At 64.6% G+C, this 18,039-nt stretch carries 16 protein-coding genes; 12 read left to right on the top strand and 4 right to left on the bottom strand.

Annotation, left to right across the window (positions count from 1 at the left end; all coding sequences use genetic code 11):
- Positions 1-79 precede the first annotated feature (79 nt).
- Complete coding sequence (locus VF617_RS13700) at positions 80-1,012, top strand: hypothetical protein (protein WP_331015449.1); 933 nt, start codon at positions 80-82, stop codon at positions 1,010-1,012.
- Between the two features lie 111 nt (positions 1,013-1,123).
- Positions 1,124-3,475: a membrane-bound PQQ-dependent dehydrogenase, glucose/quinate/shikimate family gene (locus VF617_RS13695; RefSeq protein ID WP_331015448.1), complete on the top strand. Its 2,352-nt coding sequence runs from the start codon at positions 1,124-1,126 to the stop codon at positions 3,473-3,475.
- Between the two features lie 209 nt (positions 3,476-3,684).
- Here the strand turns inward: VF617_RS13695 and VF617_RS13690 are convergent, their stop codons facing one another.
- Both VF617_RS13690 and VF617_RS13685 read right to left on the bottom strand, forming a co-directional pair.
- Entirely contained in the window at positions 3,685-4,050 is a 366-nt protein-coding gene (locus VF617_RS13690; RefSeq protein WP_331015447.1) for a c-type cytochrome, read from the bottom strand.
- 35 nt (positions 4,051-4,085) lie between these two features.
- Complete coding sequence (locus VF617_RS13685; protein WP_331015446.1) at positions 4,086-4,436, bottom strand: hypothetical protein; 351 nt, start codon at positions 4,434-4,436, stop codon at positions 4,086-4,088.
- Between the two features lie 248 nt (positions 4,437-4,684).
- Between VF617_RS13685 and VF617_RS13680 the strand changes: the two genes are divergently transcribed.
- From VF617_RS13680 to VF617_RS13635, 10 genes are all read left to right on the top strand, one after another.
- Positions 4,685-6,718 carry a PQQ-binding-like beta-propeller repeat protein gene (locus VF617_RS13680; protein WP_331015445.1) on the top strand — a complete coding sequence of 678 codons (2,034 nt, stop codon included), beginning with the start codon at positions 4,685-4,687 and terminating at the stop codon, positions 6,716-6,718.
- Positions 6,718-7,665, top strand: coding sequence for an acetaldehyde dehydrogenase (acetylating) (locus tag VF617_RS13675; protein ID WP_331015444.1), 948 nt, complete (start codon positions 6,718-6,720; stop codon positions 7,663-7,665). Before VF617_RS13680 ends, VF617_RS13675 begins: the two co-directional genes overlap by 1 nt.
- On the top strand, positions 7,662-8,705 hold the full coding sequence (gene dmpG, locus VF617_RS13670) for a 4-hydroxy-2-oxovalerate aldolase (protein WP_331015443.1): 1,044 nt from the start codon (positions 7,662-7,664) through the stop codon (positions 8,703-8,705). The genes VF617_RS13675 and dmpG overlap by 4 nt, the downstream gene beginning before the upstream one ends.
- Before the next feature lie 23 nt (positions 8,706-8,728).
- A complete protein-coding gene (locus VF617_RS13665) occupies positions 8,729-9,649 on the top strand; it encodes a hypothetical protein (protein ID WP_331015442.1) in 921 nt (306 codons plus the stop codon).
- Positions 9,650-9,702: 53 nt separating this feature from the next.
- Positions 9,703-10,560, top strand: a complete 858-nt coding sequence (locus VF617_RS13660; RefSeq protein ID WP_331015441.1) for an IclR family transcriptional regulator — start codon at positions 9,703-9,705, stop codon at positions 10,558-10,560.
- 115 nt (positions 10,561-10,675) lie between these two features.
- Positions 10,676-11,533: a 4Fe-4S dicluster domain-containing protein gene (locus VF617_RS13655; RefSeq protein WP_331015440.1), complete on the top strand. Its 858-nt coding sequence runs from the start codon at positions 10,676-10,678 to the stop codon at positions 11,531-11,533.
- Positions 11,530-12,216, top strand: coding sequence for a hypothetical protein (locus VF617_RS13650; RefSeq protein WP_331015439.1), 687 nt, complete (start codon positions 11,530-11,532; stop codon positions 12,214-12,216). Before VF617_RS13655 ends, VF617_RS13650 begins: the two co-directional genes overlap by 4 nt.
- Positions 12,194-13,543, top strand: coding sequence for an amidohydrolase family protein (locus tag VF617_RS13645; RefSeq protein ID WP_331015438.1), 1,350 nt, complete (start codon positions 12,194-12,196; stop codon positions 13,541-13,543). Before VF617_RS13650 ends, VF617_RS13645 begins: the two co-directional genes overlap by 23 nt.
- A gap of 18 nt (positions 13,544-13,561) precedes the next feature.
- Positions 13,562-14,842: an MFS transporter gene (locus VF617_RS13640; RefSeq protein ID WP_331015437.1), complete on the top strand. Its 1,281-nt coding sequence runs from the start codon at positions 13,562-13,564 to the stop codon at positions 14,840-14,842.
- A complete protein-coding gene (locus VF617_RS13635) occupies positions 14,839-15,720 on the top strand; it encodes an SMP-30/gluconolactonase/LRE family protein (RefSeq protein WP_331015436.1) in 882 nt (293 codons plus the stop codon). Before VF617_RS13640 ends, VF617_RS13635 begins: the two co-directional genes overlap by 4 nt.
- 17 nt (positions 15,721-15,737) lie before the next feature.
- Here VF617_RS13635 and VF617_RS13630 read toward each other — a convergent pair whose 3' ends face one another.
- Together VF617_RS13630 and VF617_RS13625 are read right to left on the bottom strand one after the other, a co-directional pair.
- Positions 15,738-16,700, bottom strand: a complete 963-nt coding sequence (locus VF617_RS13630) for an amidohydrolase family protein (protein ID WP_331015435.1) — start codon at positions 16,698-16,700, stop codon at positions 15,738-15,740.
- Between the two features lie 154 nt (positions 16,701-16,854).
- Entirely contained in the window at positions 16,855-17,994 is a 1,140-nt protein-coding gene (locus VF617_RS13625) for a PKD domain-containing protein (protein ID WP_331015434.1), read from the bottom strand.
- Positions 17,995-18,039: the final 45 nt, after the last annotated feature.

Below are 18,039 nucleotides of genomic sequence, written 5' to 3'. Positions count from 1 at the left end.
GGTTGCGTAAAGGCCTGTTGAGTTCGGGGCGGCGGTGGGAGGCCGCGTCCATCGGAAGCCGCCACGTAGGGACAGCCCGATGATCCCCAGCGGCACCCACGCGCCAGACGTGCCCGCGACCGTATTCGAAGGCCCCGCGAACACCGCCCTGCGCTATGAGCGCCCCGATCCGCGCGTCATCGACTTCGTTTCCGATTATTATGTGCTCGATTCGGACGGGCCCCATGCCCTGGGGGCCATCGAATGGAGCATGCCGGGACCGGCCAACATCCGGCTGTTCATGGATGAAAGGCCGGTCAACGTGGCGATCGGTTCGCGCGTTTTCGCGCCCACGCCCCATGTCGCACTTTACGGGCCCACGGGAAGGGCGCTGCGCATCGAGGCGTTTGGCGGCGTCACGATCGGGATGGGTATCACCGCGCTCGGATGGGCGCGGCTTTTCGACAAGTCGGCCGACCAATATCAGGATCGAATCGTGCCGCTTGGCGACGTAATGCAGGAAGCGCCGGCGGCGGAGCTTCATGCGCGGCTGAGCGCCTCCGATCGCGCGCTCGAAGTGAAGGCGATACTCGACTCGTTCTTTCTCGAACATCTGGGCCCGCCGCATCCCGACGAGCCCCAGATCCGGCGCGTGATGGCATTGGTCGTGGATGAAGCGGTGGGCGATCTCTCGGAAGTCGCGGAGCGTGCCGCGCTTACTCCACAGCAGCTTCGCCAGATATCGCTGCGCTATTTCGGCTTCCCGCCAAAGCGGCTGCTTCGCCGCGGGCGCTTCCTGCGATCGCTGCTTCGCATGTATGCCGCGGGCAGCGCGGATTACGGGCTGATCTCGCGCAGCTATTTCGACGTGCCGCACTTCCTCCGCGACGCCGAAGAGTTTCTGGGCACCACGCCGCGGCGGTTCATGGCCATGCAGACGCCCTATCTGCGCCACATCATCCGTGCGCGCACTGCGGTGTTCGGCGTTCCCGCCCAGGCGCTGTTTGGGGCGGGCAGTGAGCCTGAGGCTTAGCTCTCATACGGTGAGCCAAATTGGTGGGGCAAGCGCGGCGCATCGCGGATCGCCTTGCCGCAGTCTGCACTGTCGCCTTATGCTCGATATTCACTTTTCCCGGATCGGGCCTTGAACAGCATCAGCAAGCCGCCGCGCAACTGGCTCAGTATCCTGACAGGCGCGGTCGTCGCGCTTGCGGGCTTGGGGCTTGCCGCGCCCGGGGCCATGCTCGTCGCGCTTGGAGGCTCGTTTTACTACCTGCTCGCCGGGCTGGGCCTGATCGGGTCGGGGGTGCTCATCGTGCGCGGCAGGCCGGCGGGCTTGCTGGCTTATGCAGGGCTGATCCTCCTCACATTGCTGTGGAGCCTGTGGGAAGCCGGGCTCGACGGATGGGCGCTGATGCCGCGGCTGGTGTTCTGGATCGTCAGCGGAGCCGTAATCGTGCTGACCGCGAGCAAGCTGGCCAAAGCGAGCGGGGAGGGGAGACGCGCCAGGCTGGGCCTGATCGCCGCAACCGGGCTGGCACTGGCCACATTCGTGCTGGCCTGGGCGTTGCACCGCCAGATCGAGACCTTCGCCCCGGTTGCCGATGGTCCCGCAACCACCGCGAGCGCGGGCGATTGGCTGCATTTCGGCGGTTCGCTGAGCGGCACGCGCTATTCGGGGCTCGATGAGATCACCCCCGCCAATGTGGGGGCGCTGGAGCAGGCCTGGGTCTACAGGTCTGGCCCGAAACAGCCGGGCGGCAAGCGCGAGGGCGGGCTTCAGCTCACGCCGCTGATGGTCGATGGGACGGTCTATGGCTGCACCGCCTTCAACAGCGTGTTCGCGCTCGATCCGGTGACGGGGGCGCAGCTCTGGCGCCACGATCCGGTCTTGGCCGAAAATGCAGGCGGGCATGCAGTATGCCGCGGCATATCCTTTTTCCGCGCGCCCGCCGGAACCATGGATTGCCCGACCAGGTTGCTCGTGGCGCGCATCGACAACCAGCTCGAAGCGATCGACGCGAGGACCGGCAAGGCCTGCACGGGCTTCGGGATCAATGGGCTGGCGAGCATGATGGAGGGTCGTGGAGATTTCCCGATCCGCTGGTCGCACCCGACTTCGCCCGCGACGATCGTCAACGGCACTGCGGTGGTCGGCGCCTATGTCGTGGACAACCAGTCGACCAACGTCCCGCCGGGCGTGATCCGGGGCTTCGATGCGCTCACCGGAAAATTGCTCTGGGCATTCGATCCCGCGCGGCCTGACGACACCAAGCCGCTGCCGCCGGGCCGGAACTATACCCCATCGACACCCAATAGCTGGACCGTGTTCAGCGGCGACGAGGCCCTCGGGCTGGTTTATGTGCCGATGGGCAATGGCAGCCCCGATTTCTTCGGCGGGCATCGCACGCCCGAGACCGAGCGTTTCACCTCCGCCGTGGTCGCGCTCGATTCGCGCACGGGCGCGGTGCGCTGGACCTTCCAGGCCGTGCATCACGATCTGTGGGATTACGACCTGTCGGCACAGCCCGTTCTTGTCAATTTTCCGACGGGCGGCACCACCACGCCTGCGCTGATCCTGCCGACCAAGACCGGCCAATTGTTCGTGCTCGACCGCCGCACCGGCCAGCCGCTGACCAAGGTGGAGGAGCGCCCGGTCCCGCGATCGGAAACTCCGGGCGAGCGTGCCTCGCCCACGCAGCCCTTTTCAGTCGGCATGCCGGATATGTCGGGCGGTTTGCTCACCGAATCCCACATGTGGGGGCTCTCCCCCTTCGATCAGCTATATTGCCGGATCAAGTTCCGTCAGGCGCGCTATGAGGGGATATATACCCCGCCGCGGTTGGGTCCTTCGATCCGCTATCCCGGCGAGCTCGGTGGCGTGGATTGGGGCAGCGTATCGGTGGATGAGCGCCGCGGGCTGCTGATCGTCAATTCGAACCATATGGCCAATTACAACACGCTGATCAGCCGTGCCGAAGCCGATAAGCGCGGCATCAGGGCGAAGGTCGATCCAAAGGGAAAATACGCCCCGGGCGCCGCGATGGAAGGGACGCCCTACGCAGTCGAATGGTCGCCCTTCATGAGCGGGCTTGAAATGCCCTGTCAGGAGCCGCCGTTCGGCTATCTCACTGCGATCGACCTGAAAACGCGCAAGATCGTCTGGAACCGCACGCTGGGCGACGCGCGCAACAGCGGCCCGTTGAGCACGCCGCTCGGGCTCCCGTTGCCGCTGGGCGCGCCCAATATCGGCGGCTCGCTGACCACGGCCAGCGGGCTGATCTTCATCGGCGCGACGCAGGACGAGATGTTCCGCGCGATCGATACCCGGACGGGAAAGGTTTTGTGGCAGCAGAAGCTTCCGGCTTCCGGCCATGCTGCGCCGATGAGCTATCGCGGGCGCGACGGGCGCCAATATGTGCTCATCGCCGCCGGCGGGCGATCGCTCCGCGACAAGGGCGGCGACCATTTCATTGCGTATCGCTTGAAGCGGTAGGTCCGCCCAGGTCGCATCGATATCTAGATTCCCCCCCTGCAAGGGAGGGGCTAGGGGTGGGTGGGGCTGGGGCGGGGCTCGATGCCCCGACCGATGCCATCTAGCCGAGGCGCATGAGAGTCTTTTGAGCGCGCAGACGCGCGCACCCACTCCCAACCCCTCTTGTAGGGAGGGGAGAAATTAGTCTGAGATAATCTAACGCCTGGCCCCTATTTCAGGCTAAGCACATAATCGGCGATTTCCGCCGCTGCCTTGGGGTCGCGATTGCCGGGATAGGGCATCCGGTTTCCGGGAATGACCTTGCGCGGATTTTCGATGAAGGCGATCAGCGCCTTGCGATTCCAGGTCGCGCGAGACGCTTTCATCGCCGCGGAATAATTGAACTGGCCGGTCCCCGCGCGGCGATTGGCGATGCGGTACAGGTTGGGACCCATCGCGCTGCGCTCATTCGGCGCGGTCTTGTGGCACGCTGCGCACGCGACGAAGGACGCGGGGCGCTCCCCGGGGGCAGGCAGGTCGGTCGCCGGTTTGGCCGGCGCTTCGGCGGTGAGCGCGACGGCGCAGAGCGACGCCACAACCAGCGCCAATGCCCCCCGATGCGACGCGGCGCTCAGCGCCCGCCCGCCGGCTTGGGAGCAGGCCCGTACGTTGCCGCCAGATACTCAACCAGCTTGGGATATTCCGCGTCGGAAACCTGTGCGCCAAAGCCCATCATCTGGTCCACCGTGGCCGCCCATTCGTCCGCGGTCTTGTGCCGCGAAGTCGTCTGGGAGGCGACATGGCAGCCGGTGCATTTCTTTTCAAAAAGCGTGCGGCCGTAGGCCAGGGCGGAGGCATCGGGCGTCGCGGAGGCGACGGGGCCTTTCGGCGCGTCTTGCGCCGGCGCGCTGGCATGCGCCGCTACTCCCAGCGCCAGCATGAAGCACCCGCCGAGAACTGCGATACGCCCGGCGATTCTCATGCTTTCAGTCTCCCTAATGCCGCCCGTCGGTCTCCGCATGCGCGGATAGCGGCCCGGGGTTTAATGGCCGCTGAATTGCCCTGGCTTATAGCAGCGCCGCCGATGCCCGCTATCCAAACTTCGCCCATCGCTCACTTGGTGAATGATCTCTCTCAAATCCGCATTGACAGCAAGTGGTCTGCGCGCGCCATTTGACGCCATCGGGCATCGCAAGAGCGAGCCGGGGCCGGAGGGGAAATCACTTTCACATGCGAGCAAGATTCACTCGCCGACAGCTTTGCGCGACGGGGATCGGCCTTGCCCTGGCGTCCCGTGTCAGCGCTGCGGTCGCCGAAGCAGGAGCGGCGGAGGGCGCATCCGGGGATCCGATGCTCTCGGCGGGAACCACCGGGGGGGAGTGGCGCACATATGGCGGCGACCTGGCCAGCACGCGCTATGCTCCGCTCGACCAGATCACTGCCGCCAACTTTTCTCAGCTCGAAGTGGCGTGGAAATTCCGGCCGGACAATCTCGGCCCCGCTCCGGACCCCAATCTCCAGACCACGCCCCTCATGGTGGATGGGGTGCTGTACTTCACCGCCGGCACGCGCCGGGCCGCAGTCGCGATCAGCGCGCGGACCGGCGAAATCCTGTGGAAATACAACATCGACGAAGGCATCCGCGGCGAGAAGGCGGCGCGCCCCGGCAGCGGGCGCGGCCTGAGCTATTGGAGCGACGGCAAGGAAAAGCGCATTCTCTATGTGACCCCCGGCTATCGCATGATTGCGCTGGATGCCGCGACCGGCCGCCCGATCCCCGGTTTCGGCGAGAACGGCGTGGTCGATCTTAAGAAGGAGCTGGACCAGGACGCGGATGTCGATCTCGACACTGCGGACATCGGCCTTGCCGCCGCCCCGCTGGTGGTTGGAGACGTGGTGGTCGTGGGCGCGGCGCACCTGCCTTCGGGATCCCCGATGAAGAAGCATATCAAGGGCGCGATCCGCGGCTATGACGTGCGCACCGGCAAGCGGTTGTGGATCTTCCATACGATCCCGCAAAAGGGCGAGTTCGGCCACGAAACCTGGCTAAACGGATCCGAAGTCTATACCGGCAATGCCGGCAGCTGGGCGCAGATGAGCGCCGATCCCGAGCTCGGCCTGGTCTATGTCGGGATCGAATTGCCCACCGGCGACTGGTATGGCGGCTCACGCCCAGGCAACGGCCTGTTCGGCGAAAGCCTGGTGGCGCTCGACATCAACACCGGCAAACGTCGCTGGCATTTCCAGTTGGTTCATCATGGCGTGTGGGATTACGACGTTCCCTGTGCCGCGATCCTGGCCGACATTATTGTAGATGGCCGCAAGATCAAGGCAGTGGCGCAGCCAAGCAAGCAAGCTTGGGTCTATGTGTTTGATCGCGTCACCGGAAAGCCGGTGTGGCCGATCCCCGAGCGCAAGGTGCCCAAGGGCGACGTGCCAACCGAATGGTATGCGCCCACTCAGCCGCACGTCACCAAGCCGCCCGCATTCGATCGCCAGACGCTGAGCGAGGACGAACTGATCGATTTCACGCCCGAGCTCCGGGCGGAGGCGCTGGCGATCATCCAGGATTATCGCTGGGGCGGCGGAGTATTCCTGCCGCCGACCTTCAGCAAATATCCGCGGCCTCGCGCATCGATCGTCACGCCTTATGGCGACGGCGCCGGCCAGTGGCCGGGTGGCGCGCTCGATCCCGAAACCAACATCCTCTACATCTTCTCGAACCTGTCATACGGAGCGCTGGCCAATCAGCCGGCCGATCCCGCCGTGACCGATCAGGCCATGGTGCCGGGAATGGTGCTGCCACCGGGCGAGACGGTGCGGCGGCCCAATCGGCTCACCGTGCAGGGGCTGCCTCTGCTCAAGCCGCCTTATGGCCGCATCACTGCGCTCGACCTCAACAAGGGCAGCCTCGTGTGGCAAGTCCCACATGGCGAAACGCCCGACGAAGTGCGCAACCATCCCGCACTCAAGGGGCTCACCATTCCCAAGACCGGCAGCATCGGGAAGGTCGGCACCTTGGTCACCAAGACGCTGGTGATTGCCGGCGAAGGCACAGCGACCACCGGGGCGGACGGCGTCAAGGGCGCATGGCTCATGGGCTATGACAAGAAGACCGGGGCTGAGGTCGGCAAGGTGCGGATGGCCAAGCGCGCCACGGGATCCCCGATGACCTACACGCTGGGCGGCAAGCAATATCTGGTCATCGCGACCACCAATCCGGGCGAGCCCGGTGAGCTGGTCGCCTACAGGCTGCCGGGCTGATGGCGAGCAGACCCAAGATCAAGGCCGCCATCATCGGATCGGGCAATATCGGCACCGATCTGATGATCAAGATCATCCGCACTTCCAAGATACTGGAAATGGCCGCGCTGGTCGGCGTGGACCCCGAATCCGACGGCCTGAAGCGCGCCGAGGGAATGGGCGTGGCGATTACCCATGAGGGAATGGAAGGGCTGACTCGCCTCTCGGTCTGGCCCGAGATCGGGGTGATCTTCGACGCGACTTCGGCAGGCGCGCACCAGCGGCACAACGAGATCGCCAAGGCGGCGGGCAAGATCATGATCGACCTCACTCCCGCCGCGATCGGCCCCTATGTGATCCCCGTCGTCAACGGCGAAGCGCATCTCGATGCGCAGAACGTGAATATGGTGACCTGCGGCGGCCAGGCCACGATCCCCATCGTGGCCGCGGTCGCATCGGTGGCCACCGTGCATTACGCGGAGATCGTCGCGTCGATCGCTTCAAAATCGGCGGGCCCAGGCACGCGCGCCAATATCGACGAGTTCACCGAGACCACTTCGCGCGGGATCGAGGAAGTCGGCGGCGCGGCGCGGGGCAAGGCGATCATCATCCTCAATCCCGCCGAGCCGCCGATGATCATGCGCGACACCGTCTTCACGCTTTCGAGCGGCGCTGAGGAAGCGGAAATCCAGGCGGCGGTCGAGGCGATGGTCGCCAGGGTGCAAAGCTATGTGCCCGGTTACCGGCTCAAGCAGAAGGTCCAGTTCGAGCGCTTCGGATCGAACAACAAGGTCCGCATCCCCGGCCATGGCGAGTTCGAGGGACTAAAATCCTCGATCTTCCTCGAGGTGGAGGGCGCCGCGCATTATCTGCCCGCTTACGCCGGCAACCTCGACATCATGACCTCCGCGGGCCTGCGCATCGCCGAGAAGATCGCGGCGCGCCAGTTGCTGGGAGCGCGGGTGTGAACCCCGCCACGAAAATCTACATGCAGGATGTCACGCTGCGCGACGGGATGCACGCCATCCGGCACCGCTACAGCCTCGATAACATCCGCGCGATCACCGCCGCCCTTGACGAGGCTGGAGTCGATGCGATCGAGATCGCGCATGGCGACGGACTCAACGGCTCGAGCTTCAACTATGGCTTTGGCGCGCATACCGACTGGGAGTGGATCGAAGCGGCTGCCGAAGTCGTCCGCCACGCCAGGCTGACCACGCTGCTCATCCCCGGCATCGGCACGATCGAGCAATTGCGCCACGCCTACAGCCTGGGAGTCCGATCGGTCCGCGTCGCGACGCACTGCACCGAGGCCGATATCTCGCGGCAGCATATCGGCGCGGCGCGGGACCTGGGGATGGATGTCTCCGGCTTCCTGATGATGAGCCACATGATCGAGCCCGAGCCGCTGGCTGCCCAGGCCAAGCTCATGGAAAGCTATGGCGCGCACTGCGTCTACGTCACCGATAGCGGCGGCGCGCTCGACATGGACGGCTTTCGCGACCGGTTGCTCGCTTATGACCGGGTGCTGAAGCCCGAGACCGAGCGCGGCGTGCACGCGCATCACAACCTGTCCCTCGGCGTCGCAAATTCGATAGTCGGGGTGCAGGCGGGAGCCATTCGCATCGATGCGAGCCTGGCGGGGATGGGCGCGGGCGCGGGCAATACGCCGATCGAAGTCTTCGTCGCCGCCGCCGAGCGCAAGGGCTGGAATCACGGGTGCGACCTGTTCAAGCTGATCGACGCTGCCGAGGATCTGGTGCGCCCGCTCCAGGACCGCCCGGTGCAAGTCGATGGCGAAACGCTCAGCCTGGGCTTTGCGGGCGTCTATTCCTCATTCCTGCGCCACGCCGAGGTGGCCTCTGCGGAATATGGGGTCGATACGCGAGAAATCCTGCTCGAACTCGGCCGCCGCAAGATGGTGGGCGGACAGGAGGATATGATCGTCGATGTCGCGCTCGACCTGCGCCGGCAGGCTGCCGAGCGCGCAGCCGAACGCGAGACATAATTGAGCGCTATGCGGAGAGTGAGATGGTGGGACAGGAATTCGATCGACGCAGTTTGATGCAGGGCGCCGCAATGCTCGCCGGGATTGCTTTGGCCCCCGGCGTGGCTTCTGCCGCCACCGGCGCCACGCTACCCGATCTCTCGGACGTGAAGACGCGGACGACCGGAAAGGTCGAGACGCTCTACAAGACGCCCTATTTCGGCCCCAACGGCATGTGGATGACCGACGAGGGGATGTGGATCATCCACCAGATCGACGAGAACCAGGCGACGCTGATCGATCCGGAAAACGGCAAGTTGATTCGCGAGATACGCTGCGAAGGCGTGTTCCGCGCCAGCGGCATCTGCATCGACGAAGCTGGAGTGATGTGGATCGGGTCGACCTATAACCGGCTGATCGTCGCCTGCGACGCGAAGACCGGCAAGGTCATCGACAAATACAGCACGCCCGGCGCGGGCCAGATCTATGCGATGAAGGGCGATGTGAAGGGAAACCCCACGCCGCTCGCCCCGGCCTATCCGCCGCCTCCGCCTTCGGCGCCCAGCGGGCGCTCTGGAGCCGGCAAGCAGAAGCCCGGCACCGCCGAAGGTCCGGCCGGGACCGGGGCGCACTGCATCCTGCCCAAGGGCAATCTGCTCTATGTCGATGTGCCGCCCGCGCGGCAGATTTTCGCGATCGACAAGGCGACGTGGGAGGTCCAGCTGGCCTTTCCCACAGCGGGCAATCGCCCGCACGACATGGCTTGGGCCGACGCCGCCAAAACCCGCTTGTGGTGTTCGGATTCCAACATGAATGCATTCTTCCAGCACGACGCCGCGACGGGCCAAATCCTGGAACGCGTCAACCTGCCCGAGGGCTCGCCGGTCATCCACGGCGCAAAGCTGCACAAGGGCTATATGTACATGTGCGACGACGTCGGCTGGATGAACCGCGTACGATTTTAGTTTGAGCACACCCTAAGCCTCGAAGAAGGCAAGGTTTCCAAGGAGAGGTAGACATGGCGACCCCACGGAACAGATCGGTCCAGAAGGCCTTCAAGATGCTGCGGGCGTTCACCGGGCCCGACGAATGGCTGACCAGCGCGGAGCTGAGCCGGCGCGCAAGTCTCCCGGAAGCCTCAGGCTATCGCCTCATCCGCACGTTGCTGGAGATCGGCGCGGTGATCCAGGACGATCGGGGACGCTATGGCCCCGGCATGCTGCTCGTCTCGCTTTCGCGTTACGTGGCGCATGAGCGGCTTTTGCGGGATGCAGCTTTCACGATCCTGGAAGACCTGGCGATTGAACTCGACTTGATCGTCCATATGGGTGTCTTGGAAGACGGAATGGTAACCTATGTGGCGAAAGCGGGGGCGAATGAGCGCTTTCGTGTCCACACCCGGGTGGGGACTCAACTTGAGGCCTATTGCTCCGGGCTGGGGAAGGTGCTGCTCGCCGCGCTGCCCCAATATGAGCTGGAGGCCTTTATCTTCGAAGGCGATCTGGTGCCGCTCACCGCCAACACGATCACCGATCCTGACGCTTTTCGAGCCGAGATCGAGCGCGTCCGCGATCGGGGATGGGCAATCGACAATTGCGAGATCGACGCCAATCTGCGCTGCGTCGCCGTGCCGATCCGTGACACCGGTGGCCGAACAGTGGCTGCGATCTCCTCATCCGACGCCGCCGAGTTGATGACCGAGGCGCGTGTGGGCGAAGTGCGTGAGGCGCTACGGAGCGCAGCGGCTGTCATCGGCGCGCAAATCTATCGGACCAGCGGCCCATCGCCTTTCCGCTTGCCGAGTGTGGGGCCGGATCGCCCCCTCGCCCGCCAGCGTTCGCGTGAAGCGGCGCGCCCGCTGGCGGTGTCTCACTGAATGAGGGTATGTTGCGCCCCTGGTTTGTCCTGGGCGCGGCGGAAGACATAGGCTTTGATCGTAGTGGCTTCGCTATCTGCTTTGAGCCACAATAAGCGCCGGATGGGAGGGGTGGATGGAGATCAGTCAGACCCGATGCATCGGCTGCGGCAATTGCACCTATGTCTGCCCGATGGGCGCCATTTTCATCGATCCCGAAACCCGCAAGGCAAGGATCAACGACGACGCCTGCGTCGAATGCTATGCCTGTTACAATGGGCTGAGCCGTGAAGTCCTGCCGCCCAAGACGGCGCGGCTGGCGCGGCGGCTGTCGAAGAAACTGCTGCTCCGATTCGATCCCGATCCCGATATCTGCCCGACTTCGGCATTCGAGCCCGATGACCTCGCCTGGCCCCGCATCGTCCGCCGCGCGTTTTCCGATCCTCGCGTGCCGCACGAATCCACCGGCATCGTCGGCCGGGGCACCGAGGAAGTGAAGACCAACGACGTGTCCGGCCGCATCGGGATCGGCCAAGTGGGCTTCACCGTGGAATTCGGCCGCCCCGGAGTGGGCGCACGCTTCAGCGAAATCCAGGTGATGAGCCGCGCGCTGGCGCGCATCGGCGTCGCATTCGAGCCCAAGAACCCGGTGACCACGCTGATGAGCGATGTGGCGACCGGGGATATCCGCGAGGACATACTGAACGAGAAAGTCATGTCGGCGATCCTGGAGATCAAGGTCGAGGTGGCGCGCACCGAGGAGATCGTACGGGCGGTGTGGGAAGTCGAGAAGCAGCTAGATACGATTATCGTCCTGGGCGTCGGCGCGCGATGCGACGAGAATGGCGACGAGAACGTGGTCGCGCCGATCCTCGAGCGGCTTGGCTACAAGCTCCATCGGGCCAAGACTAACCTTGGCCTGGGTCACAAGACGCTTCGGTTGATCGCTCCTGAAGAATTCGAGCGCCCGCCGCTTGCAGCCGCCTTGTCATGACCAATACGCTGCACCGCTACGGGACGGCGGAAAGCTTCGCCGACGATTATGTCGTGATCGCGATTCCCGCAAAGAGCGCGCAGGGCGGTGGCGACCCGCTTCCGGGTCTGAAGCGATTCCTCCAGATCGCGCTGGAATATCATCCGGTCAGCATCGGCGACGCGATGTCGGGCGGGAGCATGCGTCCCACGCGGCGCAAATCGATGTGGGCGCATTTCTTCGCCGAGCGCCCATCCCAGCCGGACTTCCGGACCGTCATCGACGGGATCACCAAGCCCACCACGTTCGCCGCGGTGTTCGACAAGCGCGAGAACGCCGAGGCGTTCGTTCATCGCATCGCAGACGAGGATTTCGGGCTCAGCATCAACGTTTCAAGCTCGGTGCTGAACGGCGCGCAATGCTGCAAGGCGGCCGGTGTCACGCGGCACAGCGTGGCCTATTCGCTGGGGTTCGAAGGCATCCCGGACAATCTGCCGAACCGCCACGCCATGATGCTCTCCACGATGTGCGGGCACGGCATGATCAGCCTTTCCTATGCCAAGAAGATGATAGATTTCGTGAAGGAAAATCGGATGAAGCCAGAAGCGGCGGCGGCCTCGCTCAGCCGCTTCTGTTCATGCGGCATCTTCAATCCTTCGCGCGCAAGGAGGATTTTGGAGGATGCCCGTAAGACGACTTTTTAGGCGGCTCGCCGGAGCGGTCGCGCTTGCGGCCGCGCTGGTCGCAGCGCCCGCTTTTGCAGACACGCTCGTCCTCCACGGCTTCACGCTCATCGACGGCACCGGCCGCGCGCCGGTGAGGAATGCCGGCATGGTGATCACCGATGGCCGCATTCGCTGGGTCGGGCCAGCCGCCGGGATGCGCACGCCGAAGGGCGCGAAGGTCGTGCGGCTTGCGGGAAAATACGTGATGCCGGGCCTGATCGACACCCATGTCCACCTTGGCATCAGCAAGGACCTACTGACCGTATCGGCTGCGAACCAGACGCGTGAGCATGTGATTGCGCAGCTTCGCCAGTTCGCCAGCTATGGCGTCACGACCATCCAGACGATGGGGACCGAGCAGGATATCGTGCTCCAGATGCGCGACGAGCAGCGCCGCACCGGGCGCCCGATGGAAGCGCGCATCTACGCCGCCGGCCTGGGCGTGGTGGTCGAGGGAGGCTATGGCGGCCTGGCGGGCGTGACGCGCAAGGTGGGGACCGCCGGTGAGGCTACTGCCGCGGTGAACCAGGAAGCCGCGCGCAAGGTCGATCTGATCAAATTCTGGCTGGACGACGAGCTCGGCACGATGCCCAAGCTGCCGCCCGAGATCAGCGGGGCGAGCATCGCGGCGGCGCACGCCCACCGCCTCAATATCGTGGCCCATATCTTCTACCTCGCCGACGCCCGGCGTGTGGTCGATCAGGGCATAGACGGGCTGGGCCACGGCGTGCGCGACCAGCCCGTCGATCCCGGATTGATCGCGGCTATGAAGGCGCATGGCAGCTGGCAGATGGCGTCGACGCTGGCGCGCGAGCGGGCGCTGTTCGCTTACGGTTCGGCGGCGCCCTGGCTGAACGATCCGTTCTTCGTCCAGGCGGTTCCCGCCGATACGCTCAGGCAGCTTGCCGATCCCGCACGTCAGTCACGCGTGGCGGCCGGGCCGAATTTCGCCAAGCTCGAAGGGTTTCTGCGGATGGCGCAGCGCAACCTCAAGACGCTCGCCGATGCGGGCGTGCCCTATGCGATGGGCACCGACGCGGGCGGCCCGCTGCGCTTCCCAGGCCATGCCGAGCATGACGAGCTGGTGCTGATGGTCGAGGCAGGATTGACGCCGATGCAGGCGATCGTCGCGGCCACCTCCAGCGGCGCGAAGTTCATGAAGGCCGTGGATATCGGCTCGCTCCAGGCGGGCAAATGGGCCGATCTGATCGTGCTCGACGCCGATCCGCTCAAGGACATCCGCAACAGCCGGACGATCCGCGCCGTCTATGTCGCGGGCCGGCCCGTCGCTTCGATCAAACGCTAGAAAGGGAGGGGCGAGCGAATGACGGCGATTCCGGAAGACGCCCCCGCGCGCAAGCGACCAACGCTGGTGCGCCACCATGTGCTGTGGCTGACCGTGCTCGCTTATATGATCACTTATATGGACCGCGTAGTGATCTCGACCGCGGCGCCCTATATCCGCGAGGAGTTCGGGCTGACCACCGCGAAGATGGGCTGGGTGCTGGCGGCGTTCCAGCTGGCCTATGCGCTGTTCCAAGTGCCCGGCGGCTGGCTGGGCGACCGGTTCGGGCCGCGCAGGGCCCTGACCGGCGTGGTCGCCTGGTGGTCGCTGTTCACCGCCGCGACGGTGCTTTCGTGGAACATGACGTCGCTCATCGTCTTTCGCTTCCTGTTCGGGATGGGTGAGGCGGGCGCGTTTCCGATCGCCACGCGTTCCCTGTCGCGCTGGATCCTGCCCGCCGAACGCGGCTGGGCACAGGGCGTGACGCATGCCGGATCGCGCGCCGGCGGAGCGATCACGCCGTTTATCGTCGCGGCGCTGATCGGCTGGTGGGGCTGGCGCGCGCCGTTCGTGATCTTCGCGCTGGTCGGCCTGATCTGGGCTGCCTTCTGGTGGGTATATTATCGCGATCTTCCGCGCGAGCATCAGGGCGTTAATGTCGAAGAGCTCGCGCTGATCGAAGCGGAGCTGGGCGTGGGCGACAAGACCCGGCGCGCGGTGCCCTGGAAACAGATCCTCTCCGCGCCGCAGATGTGGCTGCTGTCGCTCACCTATTTCTGCTATGGCTGGGGGATCGTCACTTTCCTGCAATGGACGCCGACGTACCTCCACGACGCGCGCGGTTTCAATCTTGCGGCGATCGGCCTGGCGGCAAGCGCCCCGCTGGCAGCGGGGGTCGTCGGCGACCTGCTGGGGGGCTTCATTTCGGATCGACTTCTTCACCGTACGGGCAACCTGACTTGGGCGCGGCGGATCGTGATGCTGTTGGGCTTCGCCCTTGCTGCATTCGCAGTGCCGCTGGCGGCGATCAGCCCCGAGCCGGTGATTGCCGTGGCGTGGTTCGCGCTTGCGGTGTTCGGGCTCGAGCTGGTCGTTGGCGTGGCATGGGCGATCACGCTGGATATCGGGGGCGACTCGGCGGGTTCCGTATCGGCGGTGATGAACACATTCGGAAATCTCGCCGGCACGATCGCGATCATCGTCACCGGCTACGTCGCGTCGAGCAACGGCTGGAACAGCGCGCTGTTCGTCATTGCCGGGTTCGCCGTGATAGGCGCGTTGCTGTCGCTCAAAGTGGATGCTTCCAGGAGAATTGCATGATCCGTTCGATCGCTCTCATCGCCGCGGCACTGAGTGCCGCCCCTGTCGTGGCGCAGACTGCTCCGCCGGCGCAGGCGGCGCCACCCATGCTCTTGCTGTCAGACGCCGGATTCCTGGGTTCCGAAGCCGCACGCTATGATGACCGCGCCGACGATTATCTCGTCAGCAACCTGGGCGCATCCGGCGACGTCAATGACGGATTCGTCTCGCGCGTCTCGCCCGACGGCAAGGTCACGCAGCTCAAATGGATCGAGGGCGGCAAGAACGGCGTGACGCTGATCCAGCCGCTGGGCATCTTCGTGAAGGGCGACTTGGTCTATGTCGCCGATGTCCGGCAGGTGCGGATGTTCGATCGCGCGACCGGTGCGCCCAAGGGCAATGTCGAAGTACCGGATGCCGTGCGGTTGAACGATCTGACGGTCGCGGAGGACGGCACGGTTTATGTCAGCGACAGCGGAGATGGCGACCGTGGTGGCGCGCTCTACCGCATCAGCAAATCGGGCAAGGTTTCGCCGTTTGTGGCGCGCAATGATGCGCTTGAAAAGCCCAATGGCATCGCGGTTCTTGCGGACGGCACGGTGGTTCATGGCGGGCGCGGCGTGAATCTGGTCTATCGCGACGCGAAGGGCAGGGTACTGCGTGAGCGCACGCTGCCGACGGGGCGGTTCGACGGCATCATTCCGCTGCCCGACGGCCGGCTGCTTGTCGCCAGCCAGGATGGCAAGAATGTTTATCGCGTGCCGGTAACGGGCAAAGCGGAAATCGTGGCGGGCGACATCGCGGTGCCTGCCGCGATCGGCTGGGATTCGAAGCGCAATCGGCTGCTCGTGCCTCAGATTCGCGCCGCGACCCTGAGCATTTACCAGCTGACCGAGTAGGTCGTGTCAGTGGCGGCTCATGCGAACAGCTTTCGCTGAGCCGCGGTGCGGGGCTTCCATTTGTAGACTGCGATGGAGTTCTTCCAGAAGAACTTCTCGCGCTCCTCCGGGGTCTTGCCTGCGAAATAATCCTGGACGATCCGTACCGCCGTATCGACCGGTCCGTCGCCCTCGACATTGGGCCAGTCGCTGGCGAACAATGTGCGGTCCGCGCCAAAGACGCCATATACCAGGTCGAGCCGCTCCTTGTGGTCGATCATTCGCGGGCTGACATGGCCGGCATGGAGGCTGGATGAGAGCTTTACGAACAGATTGGGCCGCTGCGCGATCTCACGCAGCACGGCGTTGTAGGCGGGCAGTTCCTCCACCGTCGGCTCGAGCTTGGCGAGATGGTCGATCACTATGCGCAGCGTGGGAATGCGATCGCTGATCCGCACCACCGCCTCGAGCAGGTCGATGCGCGGGTTGGCGGTATCCAGCACCAGATCGCTGTCAGCGACAAGCTTCAGCCGGTCGATGAATTCCCCCCGCCGTGACTGCGCGACCAGGTCATATCCCCATAAATTGCCATAGCGCAGGCCTCGGAACAGCGCGTTCTTCGCGTGGCGTGCGAAAATCTCGGCAAAGCCGTCTTGCTCGATCCGGAAATTGCCGATCGTCCCCACCATCACGGGATCGGTCTCGGCGATCTGCAGCGCCCATAGATTATCCTCCACCCAGGCGCTGGCATCGACATGGATCGCCGCGACCACCGGATGCTTGCGCATGACCCGGCGATAAGTGGCGGGGAAGGACCCCTCGGTGAAGAATGGCTTGTCGCGGGGACCGCGATAGGGCGCTCCCTGGGGACGATTGGGGTCGAACAAATGGATATGCGTATCCACCATCGGCATGCCGGTGGGCGCGGATGCCTCGGCATGCGGCGCTATCGCCATTGCCGTTGCCCCGGCTAGCACCGACCGGCGTGATACAGGGCGCATCGAACCTCTCCTACCTTGCCCGCTTTGGTGCCTGCCGGCATTCTGCCATCATCCTGCGATCCCGTATAATGAAACTCTACGCGGCGCTGGCGCTGGCGATGCCCGGCTGCGTGGCCGCCCAGTCGCGATAGCCGCGGCGGAGCAGTGAGCCCGATCAGCGCAACTGCACGTCCCAAACCTTGGACCGCCGCGATTTTCCATCCGGACCCGTCACATCGAGGATGACGACATAATTGCCCGGCTTGGCATAGCTATGAAGCGGATGTTGCTCGGTCGAGGTTGAGCCGTCGCCGAAATCCCAGTTCCAGCCGGTCACCTTGCCGATGCTCCGGTCCTTGAAGGCCACCAGTCGGCGATCCATGTCCACCACGCTGAACGACCATTGCGCCTCGATCGGCCTGAGGAATTTCGGCTCAAGTGGCATCAACTGGAAGACCGGCAGGTCACTGGCATTGCCGAACATCATTCGCTGCTTGGACAGCGTCCAGAAGCCACCTTTCTCGTTCGAGTTGACGTCGTCATAATCGAGGATGACCCAGCCCAGCCCGATATGGCGGTTCTCGCGCAGCACCGATTCAACTGCGCGCTGCGGCCCTTCGGGGCCCGCATAGTCATAAGCGGTGATCCAGAATTCCAGCGTCAGCTTGCCGGGCTTGCCGGGCTGCACATTGTGCTTGAGCTTCGAATTGGCATAGGGAAATTCCTTGATCCAGGTCGGTGAGCCCCAGGCCATCGTCCAGTCCTTGTCGCGGGCCGGCGTGAAGATGTGATAGTTTTGCGCGTGCACGCCGTGCGTCGCCCAATGCGCTTCCTCCACCGTGATGCGCGGATCGCGCACGGACCGCGCCTGGCCGACCACGGCGGGGGTCCATACGTCCTTATGCCCGTTGTCGATCAACGGGCCGCCGGAGGAATCGGCATCGACCACCACTTCGAACGTGTCGTTGTGAAGGCCCGGCAGCGCGAAATCCCAATAATCGTCATAAGCTTCGTAGAGGAAATAGAGCCGGTTGAGGCCCTTCACCCAGCCGACCTTGACGGTGAAATCGAGCGTCTTGGGGTTCGGGGCGGGGTACTTGCCGTCATTCTCGGTCATGTCGTTGGTCCCGACGACATAGCTTTGCGGCACGACCGCCCAATCGCCGGTCTCCCCGTCGATCCGGGGCATGGCGTCAGCCGGAAACTGGAATATCTTGTAGGTTCGGCCGGACGTGTCCTGCGCGACGGCAGCCAGCGGGGTGAGCAGAGCGCCCGCCGCGAAAAATGCCGATGCCGCCAAGTGAAGAATGGACATGCCCCGCTCCCCTGAAATCATCTCGCTTTGATGCGCCGATTATGG

This window comes from Sphingomonas sp., from assembly GCF_036388215.1.
In the GTDB taxonomy this organism is placed as follows: Bacteria; Pseudomonadota; Alphaproteobacteria; order Sphingomonadales; family Sphingomonadaceae; genus Sphingomonas.
Note: the sequence above shows the minus strand (reverse complement) of the source record. Positions and strands in the feature narration are given on the sequence as shown.